The 19,984-nt window shown below is 67.5% G+C and carries 25 protein-coding genes and 1 tRNA gene; 14 read left to right on the top strand and 12 right to left on the bottom strand.

Features of this window, described 5'->3' with window-relative positions:
- Positions 1-124 precede the first annotated feature (124 nt).
- Positions 125-1,495, top strand: coding sequence for a type I glutamate--ammonia ligase (glnA, locus tag ACOZ4N_RS12995; RefSeq protein WP_424016792.1), 1,371 nt, complete (start codon positions 125-127; stop codon positions 1,493-1,495).
- Between the two features lie 121 nt (positions 1,496-1,616).
- Here the strand turns inward: glnA and ACOZ4N_RS12990 are convergent, their stop codons facing one another.
- Both ACOZ4N_RS12990 and ACOZ4N_RS12985 read right to left on the bottom strand, forming a co-directional pair.
- Positions 1,617-2,522, bottom strand: coding sequence for a phosphatase PAP2 family protein (locus ACOZ4N_RS12990; protein WP_424016791.1), 906 nt, complete (start codon positions 2,520-2,522; stop codon positions 1,617-1,619).
- Position 2,523: 1 nt separating this feature from the next.
- A complete protein-coding gene (locus ACOZ4N_RS12985; protein ID WP_424016790.1) occupies positions 2,524-3,783 on the bottom strand; it encodes a YihY/virulence factor BrkB family protein in 1,260 nt (419 codons plus the stop codon).
- 110 nt (positions 3,784-3,893) lie between these two features.
- On the opposite strand from ACOZ4N_RS12985, the gene ACOZ4N_RS12980 reads away from it, so the two are divergent.
- Positions 3,894-4,295: a hypothetical protein gene (locus ACOZ4N_RS12980; protein ID WP_424016789.1), complete on the top strand. Its 402-nt coding sequence runs from the start codon at positions 3,894-3,896 to the stop codon at positions 4,293-4,295.
- Here the strand turns inward: ACOZ4N_RS12980 and ACOZ4N_RS12975 are convergent.
- The gene (locus ACOZ4N_RS12975) at positions 4,292-5,404 is read right to left on the bottom strand and encodes a tRNA (guanine(26)-N(2))-dimethyltransferase (RefSeq protein ID WP_424016788.1); all 1,113 of its coding nucleotides are present in this window, start codon (positions 5,402-5,404) and stop codon (positions 4,292-4,294) included. The two genes, ACOZ4N_RS12980 and ACOZ4N_RS12975, sit on opposite strands and share 4 nt — an antisense overlap.
- Before the next feature lie 86 nt (positions 5,405-5,490).
- Here ACOZ4N_RS12975 and ACOZ4N_RS12970 point away from each other — a divergent pair, with 86 nt between their 5' ends.
- On the top strand, positions 5,491-6,255 hold the full coding sequence (locus ACOZ4N_RS12970; RefSeq protein WP_424016787.1) for a DUF7537 family lipoprotein: 765 nt from the start codon (positions 5,491-5,493) through the stop codon (positions 6,253-6,255).
- Between the two features lie 43 nt (positions 6,256-6,298).
- Positions 6,299-6,646 (top strand): hypothetical protein, encoded by a 348-nt coding sequence (locus ACOZ4N_RS12965; RefSeq protein WP_092694014.1) that lies wholly within the window; start codon positions 6,299-6,301, stop codon positions 6,644-6,646.
- Here the strand turns inward: ACOZ4N_RS12965 and ACOZ4N_RS12960 are convergent, their stop codons facing one another.
- Both ACOZ4N_RS12960 and ACOZ4N_RS12955 read right to left on the bottom strand, forming a co-directional pair.
- Positions 6,647-7,030 (bottom strand): PIN domain-containing protein, encoded by a 384-nt coding sequence (locus ACOZ4N_RS12960; protein WP_424016786.1) that lies wholly within the window; start codon positions 7,028-7,030, stop codon positions 6,647-6,649.
- Positions 7,027-7,251 carry an antitoxin VapB family protein gene (locus ACOZ4N_RS12955; RefSeq protein WP_424016785.1) on the bottom strand — a complete coding sequence of 75 codons (225 nt, stop codon included), beginning with the start codon at positions 7,249-7,251 and terminating at the stop codon, positions 7,027-7,029. The genes ACOZ4N_RS12960 and ACOZ4N_RS12955 overlap by 4 nt, the downstream gene beginning before the upstream one ends.
- A 92-nt stretch (positions 7,252-7,343) precedes the next feature.
- Between ACOZ4N_RS12955 and ACOZ4N_RS12950 the strand changes: the two genes are divergently transcribed.
- The gene (locus ACOZ4N_RS12950; protein ID WP_424016784.1) at positions 7,344-7,748 is read left to right on the top strand and encodes a PPOX class F420-dependent oxidoreductase; all 405 of its coding nucleotides are present in this window, start codon (positions 7,344-7,346) and stop codon (positions 7,746-7,748) included.
- A gap of 4 nt (positions 7,749-7,752) precedes the next feature.
- Here ACOZ4N_RS12950 and ACOZ4N_RS12945 read toward each other — a convergent pair whose 3' ends face one another.
- Positions 7,753-8,805 carry an aldo/keto reductase gene (locus ACOZ4N_RS12945; protein WP_424016783.1) on the bottom strand — a complete coding sequence of 351 codons (1,053 nt, stop codon included), beginning with the start codon at positions 8,803-8,805 and terminating at the stop codon, positions 7,753-7,755.
- A gap of 175 nt (positions 8,806-8,980) precedes the next feature.
- On the bottom strand, positions 8,981-9,907 hold the full coding sequence (locus ACOZ4N_RS12940) for a hypothetical protein (protein ID WP_424016782.1): 927 nt from the start codon (positions 9,905-9,907) through the stop codon (positions 8,981-8,983).
- A 115-nt stretch (positions 9,908-10,022) separates the two neighbouring features.
- Between ACOZ4N_RS12940 and ACOZ4N_RS12935 the strand changes: the two genes are divergently transcribed.
- Positions 10,023-10,217 (top strand): hypothetical protein, encoded by a 195-nt coding sequence (locus tag ACOZ4N_RS12935; RefSeq protein WP_424016781.1) that lies wholly within the window; start codon positions 10,023-10,025, stop codon positions 10,215-10,217.
- A 3-nt stretch (positions 10,218-10,220) separates the two neighbouring features.
- On the opposite strand, the gene ACOZ4N_RS12930 is transcribed toward ACOZ4N_RS12935, so the two are convergent.
- Positions 10,221-11,309 (bottom strand): lysostaphin resistance A-like protein, encoded by a 1,089-nt coding sequence (locus ACOZ4N_RS12930; protein WP_424016780.1) that lies wholly within the window; start codon positions 11,307-11,309, stop codon positions 10,221-10,223.
- Positions 11,310-11,452: 143 nt separating this feature from the next.
- Here ACOZ4N_RS12930 and ACOZ4N_RS12925 point away from each other — a divergent pair, with 143 nt between their 5' ends.
- Complete coding sequence (locus ACOZ4N_RS12925; protein WP_424016779.1) at positions 11,453-12,361, top strand: acyltransferase; 909 nt, start codon at positions 11,453-11,455, stop codon at positions 12,359-12,361.
- Positions 12,362-12,397: 36 nt separating this feature from the next.
- Here ACOZ4N_RS12925 and ACOZ4N_RS12920 read toward each other — a convergent pair whose 3' ends face one another.
- Entirely contained in the window at positions 12,398-12,973 is a 576-nt protein-coding gene (locus tag ACOZ4N_RS12920) for a hypothetical protein (protein WP_424016778.1), read from the bottom strand.
- Between the two features lie 135 nt (positions 12,974-13,108).
- Between ACOZ4N_RS12920 and ACOZ4N_RS12915 the strand changes: the two genes are divergently transcribed.
- The 4 genes from ACOZ4N_RS12915 to ACOZ4N_RS12900 all read left to right on the top strand — a co-directional run bounded on the left by ACOZ4N_RS12915 (position 13,109) and on the right by ACOZ4N_RS12900 (position 15,345).
- A complete protein-coding gene (locus ACOZ4N_RS12915; protein ID WP_092658290.1) occupies positions 13,109-13,384 on the top strand; it encodes a DUF7577 domain-containing protein in 276 nt (91 codons plus the stop codon).
- Between the two features lie 36 nt (positions 13,385-13,420).
- Positions 13,421-14,149 (top strand): hypothetical protein, encoded by a 729-nt coding sequence (locus tag ACOZ4N_RS12910; RefSeq protein WP_424016777.1) that lies wholly within the window; start codon positions 13,421-13,423, stop codon positions 14,147-14,149.
- 93 nt (positions 14,150-14,242) lie between these two features.
- Positions 14,243-14,929 carry an RAD55 family ATPase gene (locus ACOZ4N_RS12905; RefSeq protein ID WP_424016776.1) on the top strand — a complete coding sequence of 229 codons (687 nt, stop codon included), beginning with the start codon at positions 14,243-14,245 and terminating at the stop codon, positions 14,927-14,929.
- A complete protein-coding gene (locus tag ACOZ4N_RS12900; protein ID WP_424016775.1) occupies positions 14,926-15,345 on the top strand; it encodes a hypothetical protein in 420 nt (139 codons plus the stop codon). The genes ACOZ4N_RS12905 and ACOZ4N_RS12900 overlap by 4 nt, the downstream gene beginning before the upstream one ends.
- Here the strand turns inward: ACOZ4N_RS12900 and ACOZ4N_RS12895 are convergent, their stop codons facing one another.
- The gene (locus tag ACOZ4N_RS12895) at positions 15,346-16,449 is read right to left on the bottom strand and encodes an ATP-binding protein (protein ID WP_424016774.1); all 1,104 of its coding nucleotides are present in this window, start codon (positions 16,447-16,449) and stop codon (positions 15,346-15,348) included.
- 194 nt (positions 16,450-16,643) lie between these two features.
- On the opposite strand from ACOZ4N_RS12895, the gene ACOZ4N_RS12890 reads away from it, so the two are divergent.
- Positions 16,644-16,943 (top strand): hypothetical protein, encoded by a 300-nt coding sequence (locus ACOZ4N_RS12890; protein WP_424016773.1) that lies wholly within the window; start codon positions 16,644-16,646, stop codon positions 16,941-16,943.
- Between the two features lie 187 nt (positions 16,944-17,130).
- On the opposite strand, the gene ACOZ4N_RS12885 is transcribed toward ACOZ4N_RS12890, so the two are convergent.
- Positions 17,131-17,201, bottom strand: a tRNA-Gly gene (locus tag ACOZ4N_RS12885).
- Between the two features lie 345 nt (positions 17,202-17,546).
- Here ACOZ4N_RS12885 and ACOZ4N_RS12880 point away from each other — a divergent pair.
- Together ACOZ4N_RS12880 and ACOZ4N_RS12875 are read left to right on the top strand one after the other, a co-directional pair.
- Entirely contained in the window at positions 17,547-18,350 is an 804-nt protein-coding gene (locus tag ACOZ4N_RS12880) for a DUF4397 domain-containing protein (protein WP_424016772.1), read from the top strand.
- Positions 18,351-18,478: 128 nt separating this feature from the next.
- Positions 18,479-19,333: an NAD+ synthase gene (locus ACOZ4N_RS12875; RefSeq protein WP_424016771.1), complete on the top strand. Its 855-nt coding sequence runs from the start codon at positions 18,479-18,481 to the stop codon at positions 19,331-19,333.
- Here the strand turns inward: ACOZ4N_RS12875 and ACOZ4N_RS12870 are convergent.
- Positions 19,330-19,962: a hypothetical protein gene (locus ACOZ4N_RS12870; RefSeq protein ID WP_424016770.1), complete on the bottom strand. Its 633-nt coding sequence runs from the start codon at positions 19,960-19,962 to the stop codon at positions 19,330-19,332. The two genes, ACOZ4N_RS12875 and ACOZ4N_RS12870, sit on opposite strands and share 4 nt — an antisense overlap.
- Positions 19,963-19,984 lie beyond the last annotated feature (22 nt).

The raw sequence follows: 19,984 nt of genomic DNA, 5'->3' as shown, positions 1-19,984 counted from the left end.
TGTCTGGACAGACGCCCCACCCTTTAGAATTTTACGAATATTCAATTTCAGCGCGTCGAAGGAAGACTTGCACAAATCAGTAGGGTTTTTGTATCTCGGGTATTCCCTACCGATGACGAGAAAGATGACAAACCCGAACATCAAGGCTGACGGCGGGTTGACAGCAGACGCACAGGCAGTGGTCGACGAGATCGAGGAGAAAAACGTCGATTTCCTCCGGCTGCAGTTCACGGACATTCTGGGGACCGTGAAGAACGTCTCCGTGCCGGCAGAGCAGGCCGAGAAGGCGTTCTCCGAGGGTATCTACTTCGACGGCTCCTCCATCGAGGGGTTCGTCCGGATTCAGGAGTCGGACATGCGGCTCGTGCCGGACCCGGACACGTTCGCGATCCTCCCGTGGAAAAACAGCGAGGAACACGCGAGCGGGCGGCTGATCTGTGACGTCATCAACACCTCGACCGGCGAGCCCTTCGAGGGCGACCCGCGCCGCGTCCTGAAGAACGCGCTCGAACGCGCCGAGGAACTGGGCTATACGGTCAACGCCGCGCCCGAACCCGAGTTCTTCCTGTTCGAGGAAGACGAGGACGGCCGTGCCACGACCAAGACCAGCGACGCCGGTGGCTACTTCGACGTCGCGCCCAAGGACCTCGCCTCCGACGTGCGCCGTGACATCATCTACGGGCTGGAGGACATGGGCTTCGAGATCGAAGCCAGTCACCACGAGGTCGCCCAGGGGCAACACGAGATCAACTTCGAGTACGACGACGCCCTGTCGACGGCCGACAACGTCGCGACCTTCCGGACGGTCGTGCGGGCCATCGCGGCCGAACACGATCTGCACGCCACCTTCATGCCCAAGCCGATCCCGCGGATCAACGGCTCGGGGATGCACACCCACATCTCGCTGTTCGAGGACGGCGAGAACGCCTTCCACGACGAGGACGACGAGTTCGACCTCAGCGAGGAAGCCCACCAGTTCATCGCCGGCATCCTCGAACACGCGCCCGCGCTGGCGGCGGTCACGAACCCGACCGTGAACTCATACAAGCGCCTGGTGCCCGGCTACGAGGCACCCGTCTACGTCGCCTGGTCGGACCGCAACCGCTCGGCGCTGATCCGCAAGCCGGCCGCGCGCATCCCGGCCGCCAGCCGGATCGAGGCCCGGTTCCCCGACCCGTCGTGTAACCCCTATCTCGCCTTCGCGGCGCTCATCCACGCCGGTCTGGACGGCATCGAGCGCGGCCTCGAGTGCCCCGACCCCGTCCGGGAGAACATCTACGAGTTCGACGAGGAGAAACGCGAGGAGTACGGCATCGAGACCCTCCCCGAGAACCTCGGCGAGGCCGTCGACGCCCTCGAAGCCGACGAGACCGTCTACAACGCGCTCGGCGAACACGTCGGTCCGAAGTTCGTCGAGGCGAAAAACCAGGAACACGAGGACTACCTCGTCGACGTCTCCGAGTGGGAGATCGACCGGTACCTCGAGAAGTTCTAACCCGACAACACACGTCTTTTTTCGACCCACATCCGCCGCGTCCGAGTGCCAACAGGACCCGGTATCGCTCGCCGGCCGGCCACTGTCCGCCCCTGCCGCGCCGGATCGATTCGCGCGGCCGTCACCCGAGTCGGGCGTCGAGACGCGGCCCCGCGACCGGCACCGCCACGAGCGCGCCGATGACGACCGCCGTGGCGAGAACGCCCGGAAGCGGCGGGGGATCGAGCGCCGCGACGACGGCCATGAGTCCGCCGACGACGAGAACCCCGAGTCCGGCCGTCACCAGTGCCGTCCGCCCGCTCTGTGCGGTCGCGGGAATCCAATCGTCCAGCGTCCACCAGGCCACCGAGCCGCCCAGCGACGCGCCCAGGCCGAACAGGAGGTACTCGGTCGGCCCGGCGACGACCAGTCCCGCCGCGGCCAGCGCCCCGGCCGCGGGGAAGGAACGGCGTGGCGTCGGGAGGTATCGAACGGCGACGGCCAGCCAGAGGACGCCAAGCGCCACCCCGGCGAGCACGTCCCCGAGGTAGTGGACGCCGACGACGATCCGGGACAGGGAGATCAGGACCGCCAGGGTCGCGCCGAGGTACAGCGGTCGGCGGTCGCCCTGTTCCGAGGTCAGCCAGCCGAGGCCGCCGTAGACGGCTGTGCTACCGAAGGCGTGGCCGCTCGGGAACCCGTAGCCGTCGTCGACGGTCGCGTCGGCCACGACCGAGCGGAGTACTTCCGGGACGCCCGCGACGGTCACGGGCTGGCCGGCTCCGGGCGGTCGCGGCAACGCGAAGACGTGTTTCAGCAGTGCCACCAGGGCGAGCGCACCGAACCCGAGCGCGACGACCTGGACGATCAGCGGTCGGTCGATCCGGTCGCCGAGGACGGGCGTCCGGTCGCCAAGCCAGTACAACAGCGAGAAGACGAGGAAGTAGGCGGCCACGTCGCCGAGCAGTGTCACCAGCGCGAACGCGGCGACCAGCGGATCCGGTAGCGCACCGAGTGCCTCGACGGCGCCGGCGTCGCGGAGCGGCATCTCAGCTCCGGAAACTCTCCACGGTGTTGCGGAGGCGGCCGGGGAGGCCGGCCATCGTGACGCCGATGCCGACGAGGACCATCAGCGTGTACAGCCCCAGCGTCGACAGCCAGATGACGAGCATGGCGAGGATGGCCCAGCCGCCGCCGAGGAAGTAGAACGCGCCGATGGTCATGGCGGTGCCGTACAGCAAGACCAGGTACGGGCCCCAGCCGGTCGCGTGGCCACGGCCCACGCGACGGCGGACGTACCGCTTCAGGTCGCGTTCGATCTCCTCGCGGTGGACCGTCCGGTCGTCGATGTCCGCCTCGAACGCGTCGAGTTTCGAGCGGAGTTCCGCCAGCTCTTCCTCGATGTCCTCGTCCGGTGTCGTGCTCGCGTCGGCGTCGTCGTCGCCGTCGTCCGGCGCGCCCCCGTGTTCCTCGGACATGCCTCGTTGGCCGACACCTCGTGGGCGTTCCTGTTGTAGTTGCCGGTTGCCGTCCTCCCGCCCGGCCAGCACGGCGTTCAACACGACCCCCGCGAGCAAGACGAGACTCCCGACGTAGAACCAGGTGACCAGCAACAGGACGCCGCCGATGACGCCGTACAGCTGGAAACTCCCCGCGCTCGCGGCATAGAGCCGGAAGACCGTACTCAGGAGGGCCCAGCCACCGCCCGCGAGGACGGCCCCGGGCAGGGCCTCCCGGACGCCGACCGGCACGTCCGGGAGGATCACGTACAGCGGGAGGAACGTGATGGTGAGCGTCAGCGCAAGCACGGGCGTCCCGAGGGCGTCGGCCAAGCGTCCCGGAACGAACCCGACGAGGACGTTCACGGCCGCCGCGACGCCCACGCCGACCCCGACCGCCACCAGCGCGACGGTGGCGTCGGTCACCTGGTCGACGAACGAACTCGACTCGGCGGTCCCGTACACCTGTCCGAAGGCCACGTTGAGGCCGCGGAACAGTTTCAACGCGCCCCACACGAGGACCGCCACACCGGCGACGGTCGCGCCGGCGCGACCGCTCGCACCGGTCAGCGATTCGAGCAGGACCTGCTCGCCCGACGGCGAGAGAACGCTCCCCAGCTGGGCGACCACGGTCCCGGCCAGCGCCTCCCCGCCCAGCGCCGAGGCGACGACGAGCGCCAGCAAGAGGAGTGGCATCAGCGAGACGAACGTGTAGTAGGCGAGGCTGGCGGCCAGAAACGTGATCTGCTCGGACCGCGCGGCGGTGACGACCGCCCGTGCGACACCCGCGGCGTCGGCGTTCCGTGACACGACACCCACTTCGACCTCCGGGTCCAATACCGCACCGGAAGCCGAACCCCTTCGAGTCGGGGCCCTGTGGGACCGAAAACCCATTTAGTCCCGGGCCTGCAGGAGTCGGTATGGACGAGAAATACGAACGGGGGATCCTGCGCATCTCGGCCGTGTTCCTGCTCGCGGCCGCGCTCCTCATCCCGGTCGGCTACGCCGGGATCGGAGCGTCACCGATTCTGCCCGTCGGCTTCGCGGTCCTGGCCGCCGGGCTGTACGTCGCCTGGCAGCGCAGCGACGAGTACGGCGTCTACCTCTCCGGGCTCTGGCTCGGTCCGGTCCTGGCGGCCATCGTCGCCGTCGCCGGGTTCGTCATCGGAGCTTCACCCGGCGAACTCCAGGCGCTGGGCGGTATCGTCGGCCTCGTGGGCGTGTTCAACCTCATCCTCCGCCCCGTCTACCGGGTCGTCCACTACGTCGTCGCCGGCGCGGTCCAGATCGGCCGCGAGATCCAGGAAGAACGCTCCTCCTAGTGCAGTGCCGTCTCGATCTCGGCCACGTCCGCCGTCGTCTTGAACGTCGTGCCCCCGTAGTGGGTTCTGGAGGCCTCGTGTCCCGCGTCGCGAAGCGCCGCGAGGAAGTCGTCCATGCCCACCGCCGATTCGTTCCAGCGCTTGTAGAGGCGGTGCTGGTCGTAGTGGGTCGGCGTGGATAGCTCCCCCTCGACGGTCGAGAGGAGGTCTCGCGCCCGGTCTGCGGTCCCGAACTCGTCGGTGACCTGTTCGCGGACGCCGGCGACGAACTCGGGGTCGTGGGGGTCGCCCAGCCAGAGCGGTCCGGCGGTCTGGAGGTGGTGGCCGCAGTTGGGGCACTCCTCGCCAGGGTCCGCGAGCAGGCCGCGTTCGTGGTCGCGGTAGAGACAGTGCTGGCAGTGGTCGACGTGGCCGAGTTCGTCCAGCAGGCCGTTCGCGGCGCGGGCCCCCTGTTCGACGTCGAGGTAGGTCCGGGCGTAGTGGTCGGTGACGTGGCTGAACACGGGTCGGGCCGCCACGTCGAACTTCGCGGCGGTGCGGACCAGCGCCGAGAGCAGGACTCGGAGCCCCATCTCCGCGTGGTACTCGGTGTTGCGCGGGACCGCGCCGTACTTGCGGACGCCGCTCTCGAAGTGTGCGCCACACAGCGGCGCGGTGTCGGTCGCGGTGACGGCGAGGAGGCCCTGCGCGCTCCGGGCCGCGGCGTCTGCGAAGGGGATCGGCGTCCCGAACGGGTCCACGTCCACCACGTCGAACCGCTCCTGGTGCATGAGAACGTTCGCGTCGCCGTGGACGGTCTCTCCCTCTACCCCGTTGCGCTCGAAGTTCGCGGCGGCCAGGTCGACGGCCTCGGGGTCCACGTCGCAGGTCGTCGCCGTCCAGCCGTCGGCCGCGGCCCGGACGCCCCGGATTCCGCTGGCCGCCGTCGCATCGAGATAGGTGGTCGGCTCTCGGCCCTCGTCCCCCTCGCGCTCCCGGTAGGCCCGCAGCGTCGCCACCGTCAGGTCACGGTTGAGTTCCATCTCCGGATTGTAGAACACCTCGCCTTCCTTCCCGTCGGTGGCCTCTCCGGGGACCTCGACCTCGACACTGCCCTCCTCGATTCGCATACCTCCGATCCGGACGCGGGGGCGAAAAGGGATGCGTTCCGACCCGGACCACAACTGTTAGTTCGTTCACCTGTATAGGGATTGCCATGCCTCGGTACCTACTCGCGGTGCTGGCCGCGCTCGCGCTGGTGGGGTGTGCCGGCCTGTCCGGCGGGCCAACGCCGACCGAGACGGAGACAGCGGAGACGCCGATGCCGTCCATCGCGGAACCGACGAGCGCACCGGACACCACGGCGCTGATCGACACGTACCGAACGCGGTTCGGGGCCGCCGACTCGGGGACTATCGTCCGGAACACGACTGTGAGGGCCGGCGAGCGCGCCATCGAGGCCGATAGCGTCGTGCGGTTCGACCGTGGCGGTGAGCAAGCCATCGAGATCACCGAGGAGCGAATCCTCGACGATCCGACTCGACGTGTGACCTACACCGCGGGGTCGGAGACCTACCGGCGGTCGGGTACGGGTGCCGACGCTACGTACACCGCCGACGTTAGGCCGGTCCGGCCCACGAACTGGTCGTCGATGGCCGACACGACCGGGCTAATCGCCGCACCGGACTGGGAACCCGCCGGGACGGGGACCGTTCGCGGTGTCGCGGTCCGACAGTACACCGCCTCGTCGTTCGCCAACGCTTCCCGGTTCGGTGCCGACGAGTTCGAGAACCTCACGCTGTCGTCGGCGCGGTTGTCGGTCGACCGGGACGGTCTGATCCGGGAACTGCGAGTCACGTTCGGCGGGCGGCTCTCGGTCGGGCCGCGGGAAGTGACGCTCCGCGTCGTCGTCGCCGACCTCGGCGGGACGACCGTCTCGCCGCCGGACTGGCTGTCGACGGCCCAGGAGCGGACCCGCTAGGGGCATCGAACCTGTTTTGGCAGTCCGGGACTATTTCGAGTCCGTGACAGCGGTCGACGACTGGGTGGCCGATCTGGCCGCCGCCGGCGAACTCACTCCGGAGAGCGTCGACCGTATCGTCTCGCTCCACGGCGAGCGCGGCCAGCGCGCCATCGAGGCCGTCGGCGAACACCGGGTCAAGGAGTACCGCGACTTCACCGTCGTCGTCGGCTACGAGGACGAGTACATCGTCGAGGCCGGGGACTGCAACTGCGCCGACTCCGAGTACAACCTCGATACCGACGATCCGACCCAGTTGTGCTGGCACGCCCTGGCCGTTCGGGTCGCCGAGGCCATCGACGAGGTGGACCACCACGACATGTGGTACAGCGACGTGCGGGACTTTCTGTAGTCAATACGACCGCACTTCGATCCCGTCTACGGACTCGAAGTGGGCGTCGCGCGTGACGAGGGTCGCGCCGTGGTGCCGGCAGATACCGGCGACGAGAACGTCACCGAGATTGATCGGTTCGCCGTCGTTCAGGAGTTCCGCCTCCACCAGCGCTGCCTCCTCGGCCGCACCGTCAGTCAACGGGAGTGGATCGAGCCAGTCGAGTGCAGCCACCACACGCTCGACGCCCGCCGGTCCGTCGGTGCGTGCTGCACCACGATACGTCTCGAATAGCGCGAGCGACGGCGCGAAGAAGGGTTTCCCGTCGTACGATTCGATGACCTCACGGGTCGCCTCGACGCCGTCCAAGTAGTCGATCAGGAAACTGGCATCGAAGGCGATCATCGTTCCGCCCGCGTCCGCAGGTCATCGTCCAGTTCCTCGCGTGCCCCTTCGGCCGCCTCGCGGAACCCGTCCACGTCCGACATCGCACCGAACCCTTTCAGCGGATCCCGATCCTCGCCGCTCAACCGCAGTATCGTGTCCGTGAAGCTCTCGCCCGCTCGCTTGTGCTCTTTCAGGCGCTCGTAGGCCTCCTCGGTAATCGTGAGACTCTTGGTCCCCATACGTCTAGGTATAGACGTACGTCTACTTAGTGGCTTGGTCGCTCGCGACGCCCGGCCAAGCCTATAACTGAAGCCGAGTCGTCCTGCGAACCATGCCCGACATCCCCGAGGCGTACCACGACCTGTTCGAGAAAGCGACGTTCGCCCACGTGACGACGATGCTCCCCGACGGCCGCCCGCACACCACGCCGGTCTGGGTCGACTACGACGCCGACGCGGACCGACTGCTGGTCAACACCGAACGCCACCGCCGGAAGGCGAAAAACGTCGAGCGGGACCCGACCGTCTCGGCGAGCATGACCGACCCCGAGAACCCCTATCGGTTCCTCTCGGTTACGGGGGAAGTCGAGGAAATAACCACCGAGGGCGCGCGTGACCACATCGACGAACTGGCGATGCGGTACATGGGCGAAGACGAGTATCCACAACCGATAGAGAGCGAGCGGGTGATTCTCCGCATCCGCGCCGACGAGGTCTACTCGATGGACCCGTCCTGACGGGTCAATCGCCCGCCGCTTGCTTGTCGATCCCTTCGAGGTCCTCGCCCCCGACCGAGGAGCGCAGGGCGTCCATCCCGTCGTCGCGGTCGACGCCGAAGTTCTCCTCCCGGAGGTCCTCGACGCGCTGGAACTCCTCCTCGGAGAGAGCGGGCGTGTCGGCCGCACCGGCCCACTCGTCGATGTCGTCGGTGGTCCGGAAAGTCGGTGTCACACTGGCCACTTCGTCGAAGGCAAGCAGCCACTGGATCGAGGCCTGCCCCATCGTGCGCTCGCCGTCGCGTTCGAGGAAGCGCAGGTTGTCGACTTTCTCCCAGCCCGTCTCGTACCACTCCTGGGGCCGGTGGGCGCGGTGGTCACCCTCGCCGAGTTCCGTGTCGGGCGTGACCTGCTCGTTCAGGAGGCCCGAGGAGTGGGGGACCCGCGGGAGGATGGAGGTGTCGGCGTCGAGCCGGCGGACCTCCTCGATGGCGTGGCGGCCGGGCGTCTGCTCGAACATATTGAACACGAGCTGGAGGGCGTCGAACTCCTGTTCGACGGCCTCCGTCGCCTCGGCGAGCCAGCCGATGGAGGGCCCGAGCGCCCAGCCGATGGCCTCGACCTTCCCCTCCTCGCGGAGTTCGTCCAGCGTCTCCAGCACGTCCGGCGTGACCTCGTCGACGTTGGCGTTGTGCAGCATCAACACGTCGACGTAGTCCATGTCCAACCGGTCGAGCGAGCGGTCCAGCGCCGTCCTGATCCACTCGGGGTCGACGCGCTTGGGGAGTTCGCCGTGGCCGGCCTGCGGGTTGTTGTAGAAGTCGTAGCCGACCTTCGTGGAGACGGTGACCTCCTCGCGGTGTTCGCTCAGGGCCTCGCCGACGAGTTCTTCGGAGTCGCCGTGACCGTACACGTCGCCGGTGTCGAAGAAGGTGATCCCCCGGTCGAGGGCGTGCTGGACCATGTCGACGGCCTGCTCGCGGGAGCGGTCGCCCCACCAGTCGGTGCCGACGACCCAGGCCCCGAAGCCGACTTCGCTGACCTCGACGCCCGAGTTTCCGAGTTCGCGCTGGTTCATGCCCCCTCGTTGGCACGCGGCCCACTTAGCGCGTACGATTCGACGGCCCATCGGGCACCCGATCGAGCGTCGACGCCTGGAACGGGGCTGCGTGGGCGCGAAACCCCGATCCCGACCCTTGACCTGACCAGCCACCTGACCTCACGGCCAGGCGGTGCAGGTCCAGCCGCGTCGCTTAGGTCGTATAGATGAGATACACACCGCCGACGTAGATACCGACCAGTGCGATCGCGGTGAGCGAATACCGCAGTCCTCTGGCCGTGTACCGGACGGTGAGTGACTGCCACGGTCTGTCGGAGAGGAGGACGGGGCCATCCGAGCCCGTAATCATCTCCGTGTCGGTCCCGTCTGGCGCACGTCTGGCGGGCCCGTAGAGTCTGATGGTGTCGTCGGTCGTGAGTCGCCGCTCGACGCAGGTGAGCCAGCGGGTCAGCGATCGGAAGCCACTCGTGTAGTCGTCGATCGACTCGAGGACGCGCTCGCCGACGCGGCGACCGGGATCGCGCTCTTCGGGACCGGTGGTGTCGTCGGTTGCGCCGAGTTCCCCGAGCCGCTCGTCGTACTGTGCGACCCACTCGACGGTCTCCTCGTCGACCGATGAACCGCGAGACGACCGTTCGACCGCCCAGCCGAGGTCGCCCCGTTCCAGTCTGTCCACGAGCAGCTGGGGGACCGATGCTCGCCGACCGGCCCGGGTTTTCGTGCGGTTCGCCCGGGACACGGATAGTTCCGTGTCGGCCGTACACCGGACCGTGATCCGTCCGGTTCCATCTCCGAGGACGAACTCGGTCGGCGAGCCGTCTCGGAGGAGCCGTTTCGAGTGGTTCTGGTGTTTCCGTAGTACGTCGACGCCGGCGAGTTCGTACTCGTATGCCAGACACTCTCGACCGCTGATCGGAGCCTGTACGGGTCCGGTCGATCGCACGATCTCTCCCTCGACTCTGGCCGTCGGTTCGGTGGCCGCCGAAATTCCCGTCAGTGGGATCCGAAGGATCCCGAATCCGAGGCGCAGATCGTGTGCCGCACGCTTCCCGAACCACCACACCCAGTACAGAATGAGGAGCGCGGCGACCGCGAGAAACGCGATACGTACATACGACATGTCAACCGAACAATCACAGCAGGCACAAAAATAACGACCGGTCGATCCCCCTCCCCCTCATACTTGGCGGGTGTGATTGCCAAAAGTTACGTTTCGGTGACACCATGGGTGCGGTATGGACGACGCCCTCCACCGACGGCTCACGCTCGTGGTCGCCATGCTCGCGGGGACGCTCGGCGCACTGCTCGGAATCGCGTACCTCGCATGGGGGAGCGACGTAGTGATCGTCGCGTTCGTGGCGCTCTGCTTCTCGCTGAGTACCTGGACGGCCCTCGCGTGGCGACGGCGGGGTAGCCTGCTCGCTCGCTGATCGCTACTCCCGCAGGGTCGGCACCGCCACGGACTCCCGGAGCGCAAGATCGCCGTACGCCCGGCGGACCCACCACGCGGTCAGGCCGGTGCCGACGACGAGCGCGAGCAGGACGAACAGGCCGCCCTCCGGGCCGAACGCACCGCCGGTGAGGAGCGCGGGGCCGGTCGTCTCCGTCGCCAGCACCGCCACGCCGACGGTGATCCCGCTGACGGGGAGGCCGTACACCGCGCCGACGACGGCGTTCCAGGCGAGATGGAGGCCGATGGCGATTCCAAGGCGGTCGGTCCAGACGTACGCCAGCCCGAGCAGGATGCCGAAGAGCGTGATGTTCGTGATCGAGAGGACGCTCGCGTTCGGGTTCGTCGCGTGGAGCAGGCCGAACAGGGCGGCCGTCGCGAGTGTCGCGATCAGGATGGCCCAGCGACGGCCGATCCGCTCGAACCCGCCCAGCGCCTCCGCGAGGTTCGTCAGGAGGTAGCCCCGCACGAGCAGTTCTTCCGAGACCGCGACGCCGAGGAAGAAGACCGCGACCGCGAGCAGACTCGCCGGCGTCGAGAGGGAGCCGAAGGCGATGCCGGCGTCGGCGTCCTGAACGAACGTTCCCGTGACGCGCAGCCAGCCGGCGAGGAAGGTGACGCCGACCAGCAGGGTCGGGAGGACAGCGCCCAGCGCCAGCCCGAAGCCGGCGTCGCGGAGCCACTGGCGGTCCACGTCCAGCCCGAGTTCCCGGATCGGCCGCCGTCCGACGAGGTAACTCGCCGTGGGCAGCGAAATCACGACCGTCACGAAAAACAGGCTCTGCCCGACGACGCCACCGATGCCGCCCAGCGTCGCGATCAGGACCGAGCCGAGGAGGAGGTTGGTGAACACGAGCAGGCCGGCACCGACGGCGAACCGCCAGGGGAGCCGGAGGCGGCGCTCCCGGCGGTTCCAGAAGACGCTCACGACGTGGCCGACGACGCCGCGTCCGTCGGCTCCCTGCGTCGTCGGTTCGCCCGAGCCAGATTCCGTCCCGGCGCGTTCGTCCTCGCTCGGCGTCGCGTCGTCCGGGTCCGGCGCCCCCTCGTCGGACACGCGCTCGTCGGCCATGGCCGGTGTGTCGGCCGCCGAGGGGATGAACGTGAGGGTCGCGCTCGCGTCGGAACGAGCCGAACGTGTGCGGCGGTTACCTTCCGGTAACGGTCCGGAGAGTAACGAAAACCCCTATGAACGCGGGTTCCAATGAGAGGGGTATGACGAAGCGTCACGTCTCGTTGCCGCCCCTGGCCGAACAGGGGCTCCGGGCGTTCATCGACGAGGTCGACGAGCGCCTGAGCAGTGACGAGAACACATGCGACGTGGTCGAAGACGTGCTGGTGGACCTCCACGGCGACCGCCAGGCCTACGACCGCTGGCAGTCCGGCGAGTCGGTGTCGCCGGCCGAACGCGTCCGCCTGCAGGGGTACGACCCCTGTAACGCGACCCTGGAGAGCGAGTACTACGCCGAGGTCGCGGCGATGGACGAGGGCGAGTACGAGCGCTCGAAGTACCTCCAGTGGCTCTGGCGGCAGTTCGACGCGACGCCGATGGCCGACAACATCGCGTTCGCCCTGCGCTTCCGGCAGATGCTCGCCGACCACCTGTTCGCCGACGCAGGCGAGAACCTCCGGCTGTTCAAGGGGATCACGTTCACCTTCGGCCACAACATCGAGTTGGGCGACAACGTGGTCGTCCACGACGACGTGCATCTGGATGACCGCGGGAAACTCACTATCGGCGACCGGGTGTCGATCTCCGACAACGCCCACGTCTACACCCACGACCACGACGTGGTCGACCAGACCGAAGTCACCAACTACCACACGATCATCGAGGACGACGTGCGCGTCACCTACGACTCGATGGTGCGGGCGGGCGTCCGGATGGGCGAGAACTCCATTCTCGCGGCGAAATCCATCGCCGGCAAGGACGTGCCGGCTCACCACATCGCCGCCGGCCAGCCGGCCAAATCCATCGCGATCAAGGAGGGGTGGGAGTCCGTCGCCGACCCCGTCGAGGACGCCAACGTCGACCGTAGCGACGAGCGCGTCGTCGAGTACGACGTGCCCGACGTGGAGGTGTTCGACGAGTTCCAGCGGGACCTCTCGCCGCCCGACGCCTGAGACGGCCTCCGGAGACGGTCGCTAGTCGGCCCCGACTCAGACGGTCCTGTCGACTCGCCGGCGGTCCCGTTCTCTCTCCGATTGCTCGAAGACGTAATCGAGGACGCGGTCGAGAACTTCGACCAGTGAGGGGTCCCGGCCGTCGATCCGTCCCGTATACGAGTGCAACTCCTCGCCGTCCGGGTAGAAGACGGCGATGTCGTGATGCCCACGGCCACTCGACAGGAACTCCCCCTCGAAGTGGTCGCCGGCGTCCCCGGCCCGAAGTCTCTCCAGCAGCGTCGTCACTGCCGGTTCACCGTAGACCCCCGACGGAACCCCCTCTCGCAACCACTGGACCACCGTCGCGCCAGGGACCGTCGTGTCGGCGGCGACGAGAGCGACGTCCGCCGCCCGCGCGTCCTCGACGACGGTGACGAACGCCGGGACTTCCTCGGTGATGTCCGGTCCGAGATAGACGCTCCCCTCCCGTGCCGCAGTGTAGGCCGGTGTCTCCGCTGAATCGTCCGTCTCCTCGGGTGACTGGAGACAGCCCGCCGCGACCCCCGCGAGACCCGACCCACCGATCTCGAGCGCCCTTCGGCGTGTCGTCGGCTCGAATCGCATGGCCACTCTGTTCGATCCGACACCCCGGGGCCGCTAATACCTGTCCGTGTCCGGACCGACGAGTCGAATGGGCCGACCGGCTACCCCTCGGCCCTTGCAACCGACGGAAAAGCCAAGTACCGTGACACCCTATCACATGGCATGGAGGTCTGGACCTGGATCGTGGCGTACATCGTCGGGTTCAGTCTGCTCCAGTTGCTGGTGTACCGGTATTTCCGGGACAGCGACCCGTCGGTCGAGGGAGCCTCGACGGGCTCGGGCGAGCAGTACTCGGCCGCGACCGACGGACTGGAGCGAGACCAGACGAGTCGCCGGACCCGTGACGACGATGGCACGGTGTGCCAACACTGCGGCACGTTCAACGAACACGAAGCGACGTATCGGTACTGCAAACACTGCGTCTCGCCGCTCCGGTAGCGACGAGGTTTTGCCCCACTGCGCCGACAGGCAGGTATGCGAAGCGTCGCGATCAACGTCGCCGCCAACACCAACGAGCCCGGCGTCCGCGGCCCGCTCTTTTCCGACGGCAGTTTCGAGTACGTCCCCATCCCCGAGGCAGAACCCACTCGCGCCGACGCGACCGTCCCCACCTACGCCGACCTCGATCTGACCACCGACGTGCCCGAGGACTACCGGTCTCACCCGGTCCACCTCGACCCGGAGTTCGCCGAGTACCCCGGCTGTGAACGCTACACCTACGGCGACCCCAACGGCGTGAAAGCCGGCCCCATCCTCGACCTGTCGGCCGGCGACTACCTGCTGTTCTACGCCACACTCGCCACCGACGGGGACCGGCCCGACTGGGCCCCGCCCGAGTGGGGCGCGTTCCTGATCGGCCAGTTCCGGCTGGCCCGGGACCCCCTGACGGGCGACGCGTACCACGATTTGCCCGCCGATGCCGAGGCCCGAGCCGCCTTCGCCAACAACGCCCACGTCAAACGCGACCCGTTCGACGCGCGCGTGCTGGTCCAGGGTGCGCCCGACGCGTCGGGGCTGTATGATACCGCCGTCCCGCTGAGTGATCCGTCTGCCGGGAGCGAGGCCAACGCCGTCGTGACCGCCCTCTCGGCCGACTCCGGGAAGGGCCCGTGGTGGCGTCGCCCGCTCCGGTTCGAGCCCGACGCGACCGGCCGGCTCCTGGCCCTCGATCCCGCCGACGCCGCCCGATTGTCGGGCCGGTGAGACCGCCGACGACCCCGCCCGTGACCCCCTACCGTTCTCAATCGTGAGAACACAGCAGGAACACCTATATTCCGAGATGGATCTGTTCCGGGTATGCGCGTTTCGAGCGGCGTCCCGGGTTTCGACGAGATCGTCGAGGGCGGCCTCCCGGCGAACCGGCTGTACGTGGTCAGTGGCCCGCCGGGGAGCGGCAAGACGACGTTTTCCTCACAGTTCATCACGGAGGGGGCCCGCAACGGCGAGAACTGTCTGTACGTCACGATGCACGAGTCGAAAGACGAACTCATCAACGACATGTCGAACTTCGATTTCGGCTTCGAGAAGGTGATGCGCTCGGATCGAGTGCAGTTTCTCAACCTCGTGACCGAGGCCGGCAAGCGGACCATCACCCAGTTCGGCACCGACGGCGGTCTGACCAACCGGCTGAAGGCCTTCATCGAGTCCAACGACATCGACCGCGCGGTCATCGACTCGACGATGCTCCTCCAGCACTTCTTCGCGGACATGTCCGAGGAGATCACGGGCTTTCTCTCCTCGCTGAAACAGACCGACACCACCATCCTGCTCATCTCGGAGATGACCGACCCCACCTCCTACTCCGACGAGCACTACCTCGCCCACGGGGTGATCTTCTTCCACAACTACATGGAGGCCGGCGGGATGACACGCGGCGTCCAGACGATCAAGATGCGCGGGACGGCCATCGACTGTGACATCCACAAGATCAGCTTCTCGGACAAAGGGTTGCGAGTCCATCCCAACGAGAAAGTACAGCGATGACCCTCTACGAGGACCGCTTCGACACCGACTGGGACCACCTCGACCGCGACGAGGCCATGGAGCGTGCCTTCGCGCTCGGCGTCGCCGCCTCGCTGGGCCAGCGCAACCAGGACGAGTACGAGGACATCCACCAGGCGATGGGGACCAACTACGACGCCAGCATCGTCGAACTCGCCTACAAGGAGGGCAAACAGAAAGGCACCAAACGGAAACGGGCCGTCGACAACGCGACCGACGTCGAGGACATCTGGGAGGCCGTCATCAGCGCGGAACTGGACGACGTCGACCCCGCCGATGACGACGACACGACCAGTCGGGCCACCGACCTCCCCTCCGCCGTCTCCGACCCACCCGAGATGACCGAGCAACCGGATCGGGACCCCGAACAGACCGAGTTCCCCGACTTCCTGGAGTAGCTAGCGGGGCAGTTCGAGGTTCACGACGGCTCCGTCCCCCCTGTCGCCGATCCAGGCGCGCCCACCGTACTGTTCGAGGACCGACGCCGTCAGGAAGAGCCCGAGGCCCTCGCCGTCGCTGTCGAGTCCCCGCTCGCTGGGCTCGAACACGTCCGTCTGTACCTCGTCGGGAATGCCGGGGCCGTTGTCGGCCACCGAGAGGACGACCACGTCCTCCCGTTTCGTGACCGACACCTCTACCCGCGGGTCCTCGCTGTCGTTGTGTTCGACGGCGTTGGCCAGGACGTTCGCGATGGCCCGTCCGAGCAGGTCGTTGGCCTGGACGGTGCAGTCGTCCGGAACCGAGCCGACCACCTCGAAGGTACCCTCGGGAAACGTCTCCCGGGCCGCCGACAGTTCCTCGGTCAGGACGGCCCCGAGGTCAACCGGCAACAGGTTCGGCTCCTCGGTGAGCGTCCGCGTGATGTCCCTGATCTCCTCGATGGTCGCCGTCATCTCGTCGGCGCGGTCGATCACCGTCTCGGCGTGGTCGGCCCCGTCGTCGTCGACGCGCGCTTCCAGCAACTGTGCCTGCCCCCGGATGACCGTCAGCCCGTTCAGCAGGTGGTGTCGCAGGATGCGGTTCAGCACCTCGTTGGTCTCCTGCTGGCGCTCGACGAACTCCTGTTCCAGTTTGGCCTGGGTCGCCGCCTCCGCGTTCTGTTTGGCCCTGACCTGTGCGATCCCCACCAGCAGTCCGAAGAACCCGCCGGCGACGATCTCCGTCATCGACGCGACGCTCATCGGCACGTCCTGACCCAGCAGTCCCAGCAGAACCGACCACCCGGCCAGCCCGACCATCGTGTAGATCCCCAGCGCGTACCAGACCGCGACCGTTCGCCGGCCCTCCGTCGTCAGGTTCTGCTCGTGGAGCTTCAGCCCCTGCCAGACGATCAGCGTCACGAACAGCGCCGGCAGCACGAGATCGAGCGCCCGAAAGAACGGCTCGTCCACGCGCATCCGGACCAGCCCGACGAACAACACGAGCAAGACGAGACTCACGACGGGAACGATCCACTCGAAGAACGTGTCGATGACCCACTCGTCGACGTCGGCCCAGTCCATGTCCCCTGGTTTTCCCTGTCCGACTCGCCGCCTTATGTGTATCGGAGTGGCAGACGCGAGTCGGACGGGCACCCGCTCCCTCGGATGTGAGGACGAACCTTTTACTTAGATGCTGACGTTGGTGGTAGCAACGGAAGCATCGAGTGGGTGTCGTGGGGACGACAACGCGGTGACCGCTTCCGGGGGGTCAACGGATGGAACAGACACGCGACGACGGAACCGTGTACAGTGTGATCGACCGAGCGGCGCGACTGGCGCTCGCGCTCGCCGTTCTCGGACTGGCCGTCTCCGGCGTGGCCGCCGCCGACAACGCGACGACGCCGGCACCCGCCACGCCGGCCCCGGCCGCCGACGATCCCGGCGCGACCGAACCCGTCGACGCGAACGCCGGCATGGCGATTCCGTCCGCGACCGGTCCCGTCGCCGGTGCCGGCATCGCCGCGGGCATCGCCATCGGCGTCGGCCTGTTCTCCCGGTTCGGCCGGGAGCAGTGAGCCAGGGCTGGCGAATTGTTCGTCGCAGGATGCGCCGGCCGGGAGTTCACCGAGTACCGCGAGGTGAACGCCGACCGACATCGTCGGTCGGCAATTGAACTACGCGAAGACGGTCGCTCCCTTCGGCCGCGCTGCGTCTTTTCTCGTTCAATTCCTGGCCTGCTCGTTCGCTCGCAGGCTCGCTCACTGCGCCGGCCGGGAATTGAACCCGGGCTATGAGCTTGGGAAGCTCATGTCCTACCACTAGACCACCGGCGCTCGTTCGCTTCGCTCACTCACGCCGAGCACCATCTCGCTTCGCTCGATGGCACACCGGCGCGCTCATTTCATTCGCGCCCCGAGCCCTGCGTCGCTTCGCTCCGCAGGACACCGGCGCTCACATCCCAGCGTACCGCGTCCCGGCACTTGAACGTAGCGCTTCGCCCGACCGGCACCGGACACTGTTGCACGCGCTCTAAGCCGAGCCAAATCCGCCCACCACCAGACCGACCGGCGCACAACAGTTGCAGCCCGTTGCTATCCCGTGAATAACCAAGCCGTCGTCGTCCCTGGCATCGGTGCATGCTAGCCAACAATCCACGCCGCGCCGCCGGTGTCGTTCTGGTGGCCGTACTCCTCGGGACCGTCCTGGTCGCCGGGGCGACAGCGGGCGTCGCACAGGACGAGACACCGGCGAACGAGACCGACGACGGGACGGCACAGGTCCGGATCGTCCACGCGGTCCCGAACGCGCCGGCCGTCGACGTACAGATCGACGACGAAACCGTCCTCGAAAACGTCACGTTCGGAAACGTCAGCGACTACCTGTCGGTCGACGCTGGCGACCGACGGGTGACCGTCACGGCCGCGAACGACTCCGATGCGGTCTACTACGACGAGACGCTGCCGATCCAGCCCGGTACCTACACCGTCGCCGCGGCGGGTGAGGTCGGTGACGACGCCGCCGAACCGTTCACGCCCGTCATCCTCCTCGACGAAGGCACCGAACCCGACGAGAACGAGTCGCTGGTCCGGCTCGCTCACCTCGCACCCGACGCGCCCGCCGTGGACGTGACCGTCGCCGAGACCGACGAGACGCCGTTCGAGAACGTGAGCTTCGCCAACAGTTCGGAGTACCAGAGCGTACCGCCCGGCGACTACACCCTCGAAGTGCGGCCCGCCGACGACGAGGACGCCGATCCGGTCGCGACGGTGAACGTCACGCTCGACAACGGAACCGCGTACAGCGCCTTCGCCACGGGCTACCTCGACCCCGAGGCGGCGGCCGGTGACGAACCGTTCGACGTGGTGTTCGAGACCGACCAGCTCACGGCACCGACCGTCGAGAACGAGACCGGCGAGACGCCCGAGATCGCCGTCGAAACCATCGCGGAGACGACGACCGGGGCGGACGACGCCGAGGAGTGAACAGGCGGCTCGGCCGACCACCTGCGTGCCCCTCCGACGCGTTCTTTTCTGCCGGCTCGAACCGGACGCGCGTCCGGAAATCGGGATGCGTCGGGACGTATTAGTCCATCGGGGTCGAACGGGCAGGCATGGCAGAAACGGACGCCATCGCACGTGCCGATCAGCCGCTCGATCTCTCCCTGTCGACGGCGGAACTGGACGCCCGTCGGGATCACATCACGTCGTTCATCAGCGACCAGCTGGACGCGGCGGGGGTCGAGGACGCCATCGTCGCGCTCTCGGGTGGGATCGACAGCACGCTGACCGCGTACCTGGCCGTCGAGGCGCTGGGGACCGACAGCGTTCACGGGCTGGTGATGCCCAGCGAGGTCAACCGCGAACGGAACATGAGCGACGCCGAACGCGTCGCGGAGACGCTCGGGATCGAGTACGACGTGGTGCCGGTCGAACCCATCGTCGACACGATTCTGGACGTGGTGCCGGGGATCGACCCCGAAACCGACGTGGAGACCGACCCCGTCCGGACGGCCGTCGGGAACCTCCGGGTCCGGGCGCGTGCGGTCCTGAACTACTTCTACGCGAACCGGGAGGACGCGCTCGTGCTGGGGACGGGCAACCGCAGTGAAGCACTCGTCGGCTACTACACCAAGTACGGCGACGGCGCGGTCGACTGTCACCCCATCGCCAACCTCTACAAGGGACAGGTGCGCCAGCTGGCCAAACACCTCGGCGTCGACGACGATCTCGCGGAGAAGACCGCCAGCGCCGAGATGTGGTCGGGCCAGACCGACGAACAGGAACTCGGGCTGACTTACGAGACGCTCGACTCCGTGCTCGCGCTGCACGTCGACGGCCCGCTGTCGAAGTCCGCGACCGCCCGCGAGATCGGGGTCGACCCGTCGGTCATCGACCGGGTTCGCGGGCTGTACGAGCGGAGCGCGCACAAGCGACGGATGCCGCCGGGGCCGGAGCCGCTGTCCTAGGAACCGTTGGCGACGATCCGAATGTGATCGCCGTCCTGGAGGACGTACGACGACGGGTCGACGTCGTTGCCGTTGACGGCGACCGTGACGTTCCCGTCGCTCTCGTCGTAGGTCGTCCCCCGGAAGGTGACCGACGAGTCGGTGACGCCGATGCCCAGCGTCGACATGGCGTACTCCAGGGTCACGCCCTGCGCGTGTTTGTGCCAGCGCTGACCGTTGCCGCTCTCGAAGTGGAACGCGTCGGCCTGGAGCTGGTACTGCTGCTGACTGAAGTCGAGCGTGTTCCCGCCGATGGTCACGTCGATGGTCCCGTGCTGGTGGACGGTCTGGAGCCCGTACGGCGTCTGTTCGACCTCGTCGACGCTCCCGCTGGCGGCCGCGGGCCCGCTCCCGCCGCCGATGTTCAGGAAGAACACGACGTAGACGAGGACGCCCACCGTCAACAGGAGGACGCCGCCGATGATGGCCGGTCCCGTCGGGAACTCCCCCTCCTCGTCGTCGCCGACGTGGTTAGCCACCCGACGACGGTCGATCCGGCTCAGCTCCGATTCGTCGTGTTCGGTGTGCAGGTGTTCGAGATACGCCCCCTCTTGCTCGAACGACGCGTCGCAGTAGTTACATTCCGGCATGAAATTCCCCGTGTCGTACCCC

Origin of the sequence: Halorientalis pallida, from assembly GCF_049605515.1 — an archaeon.
In the GTDB taxonomy this organism is placed as follows: Archaea; Halobacteriota; Halobacteria; order Halobacteriales; family Haloarculaceae; genus Halorientalis; species Halorientalis pallida_A.
This window is presented reverse-complemented; position numbering and strand designations above follow the sequence as displayed.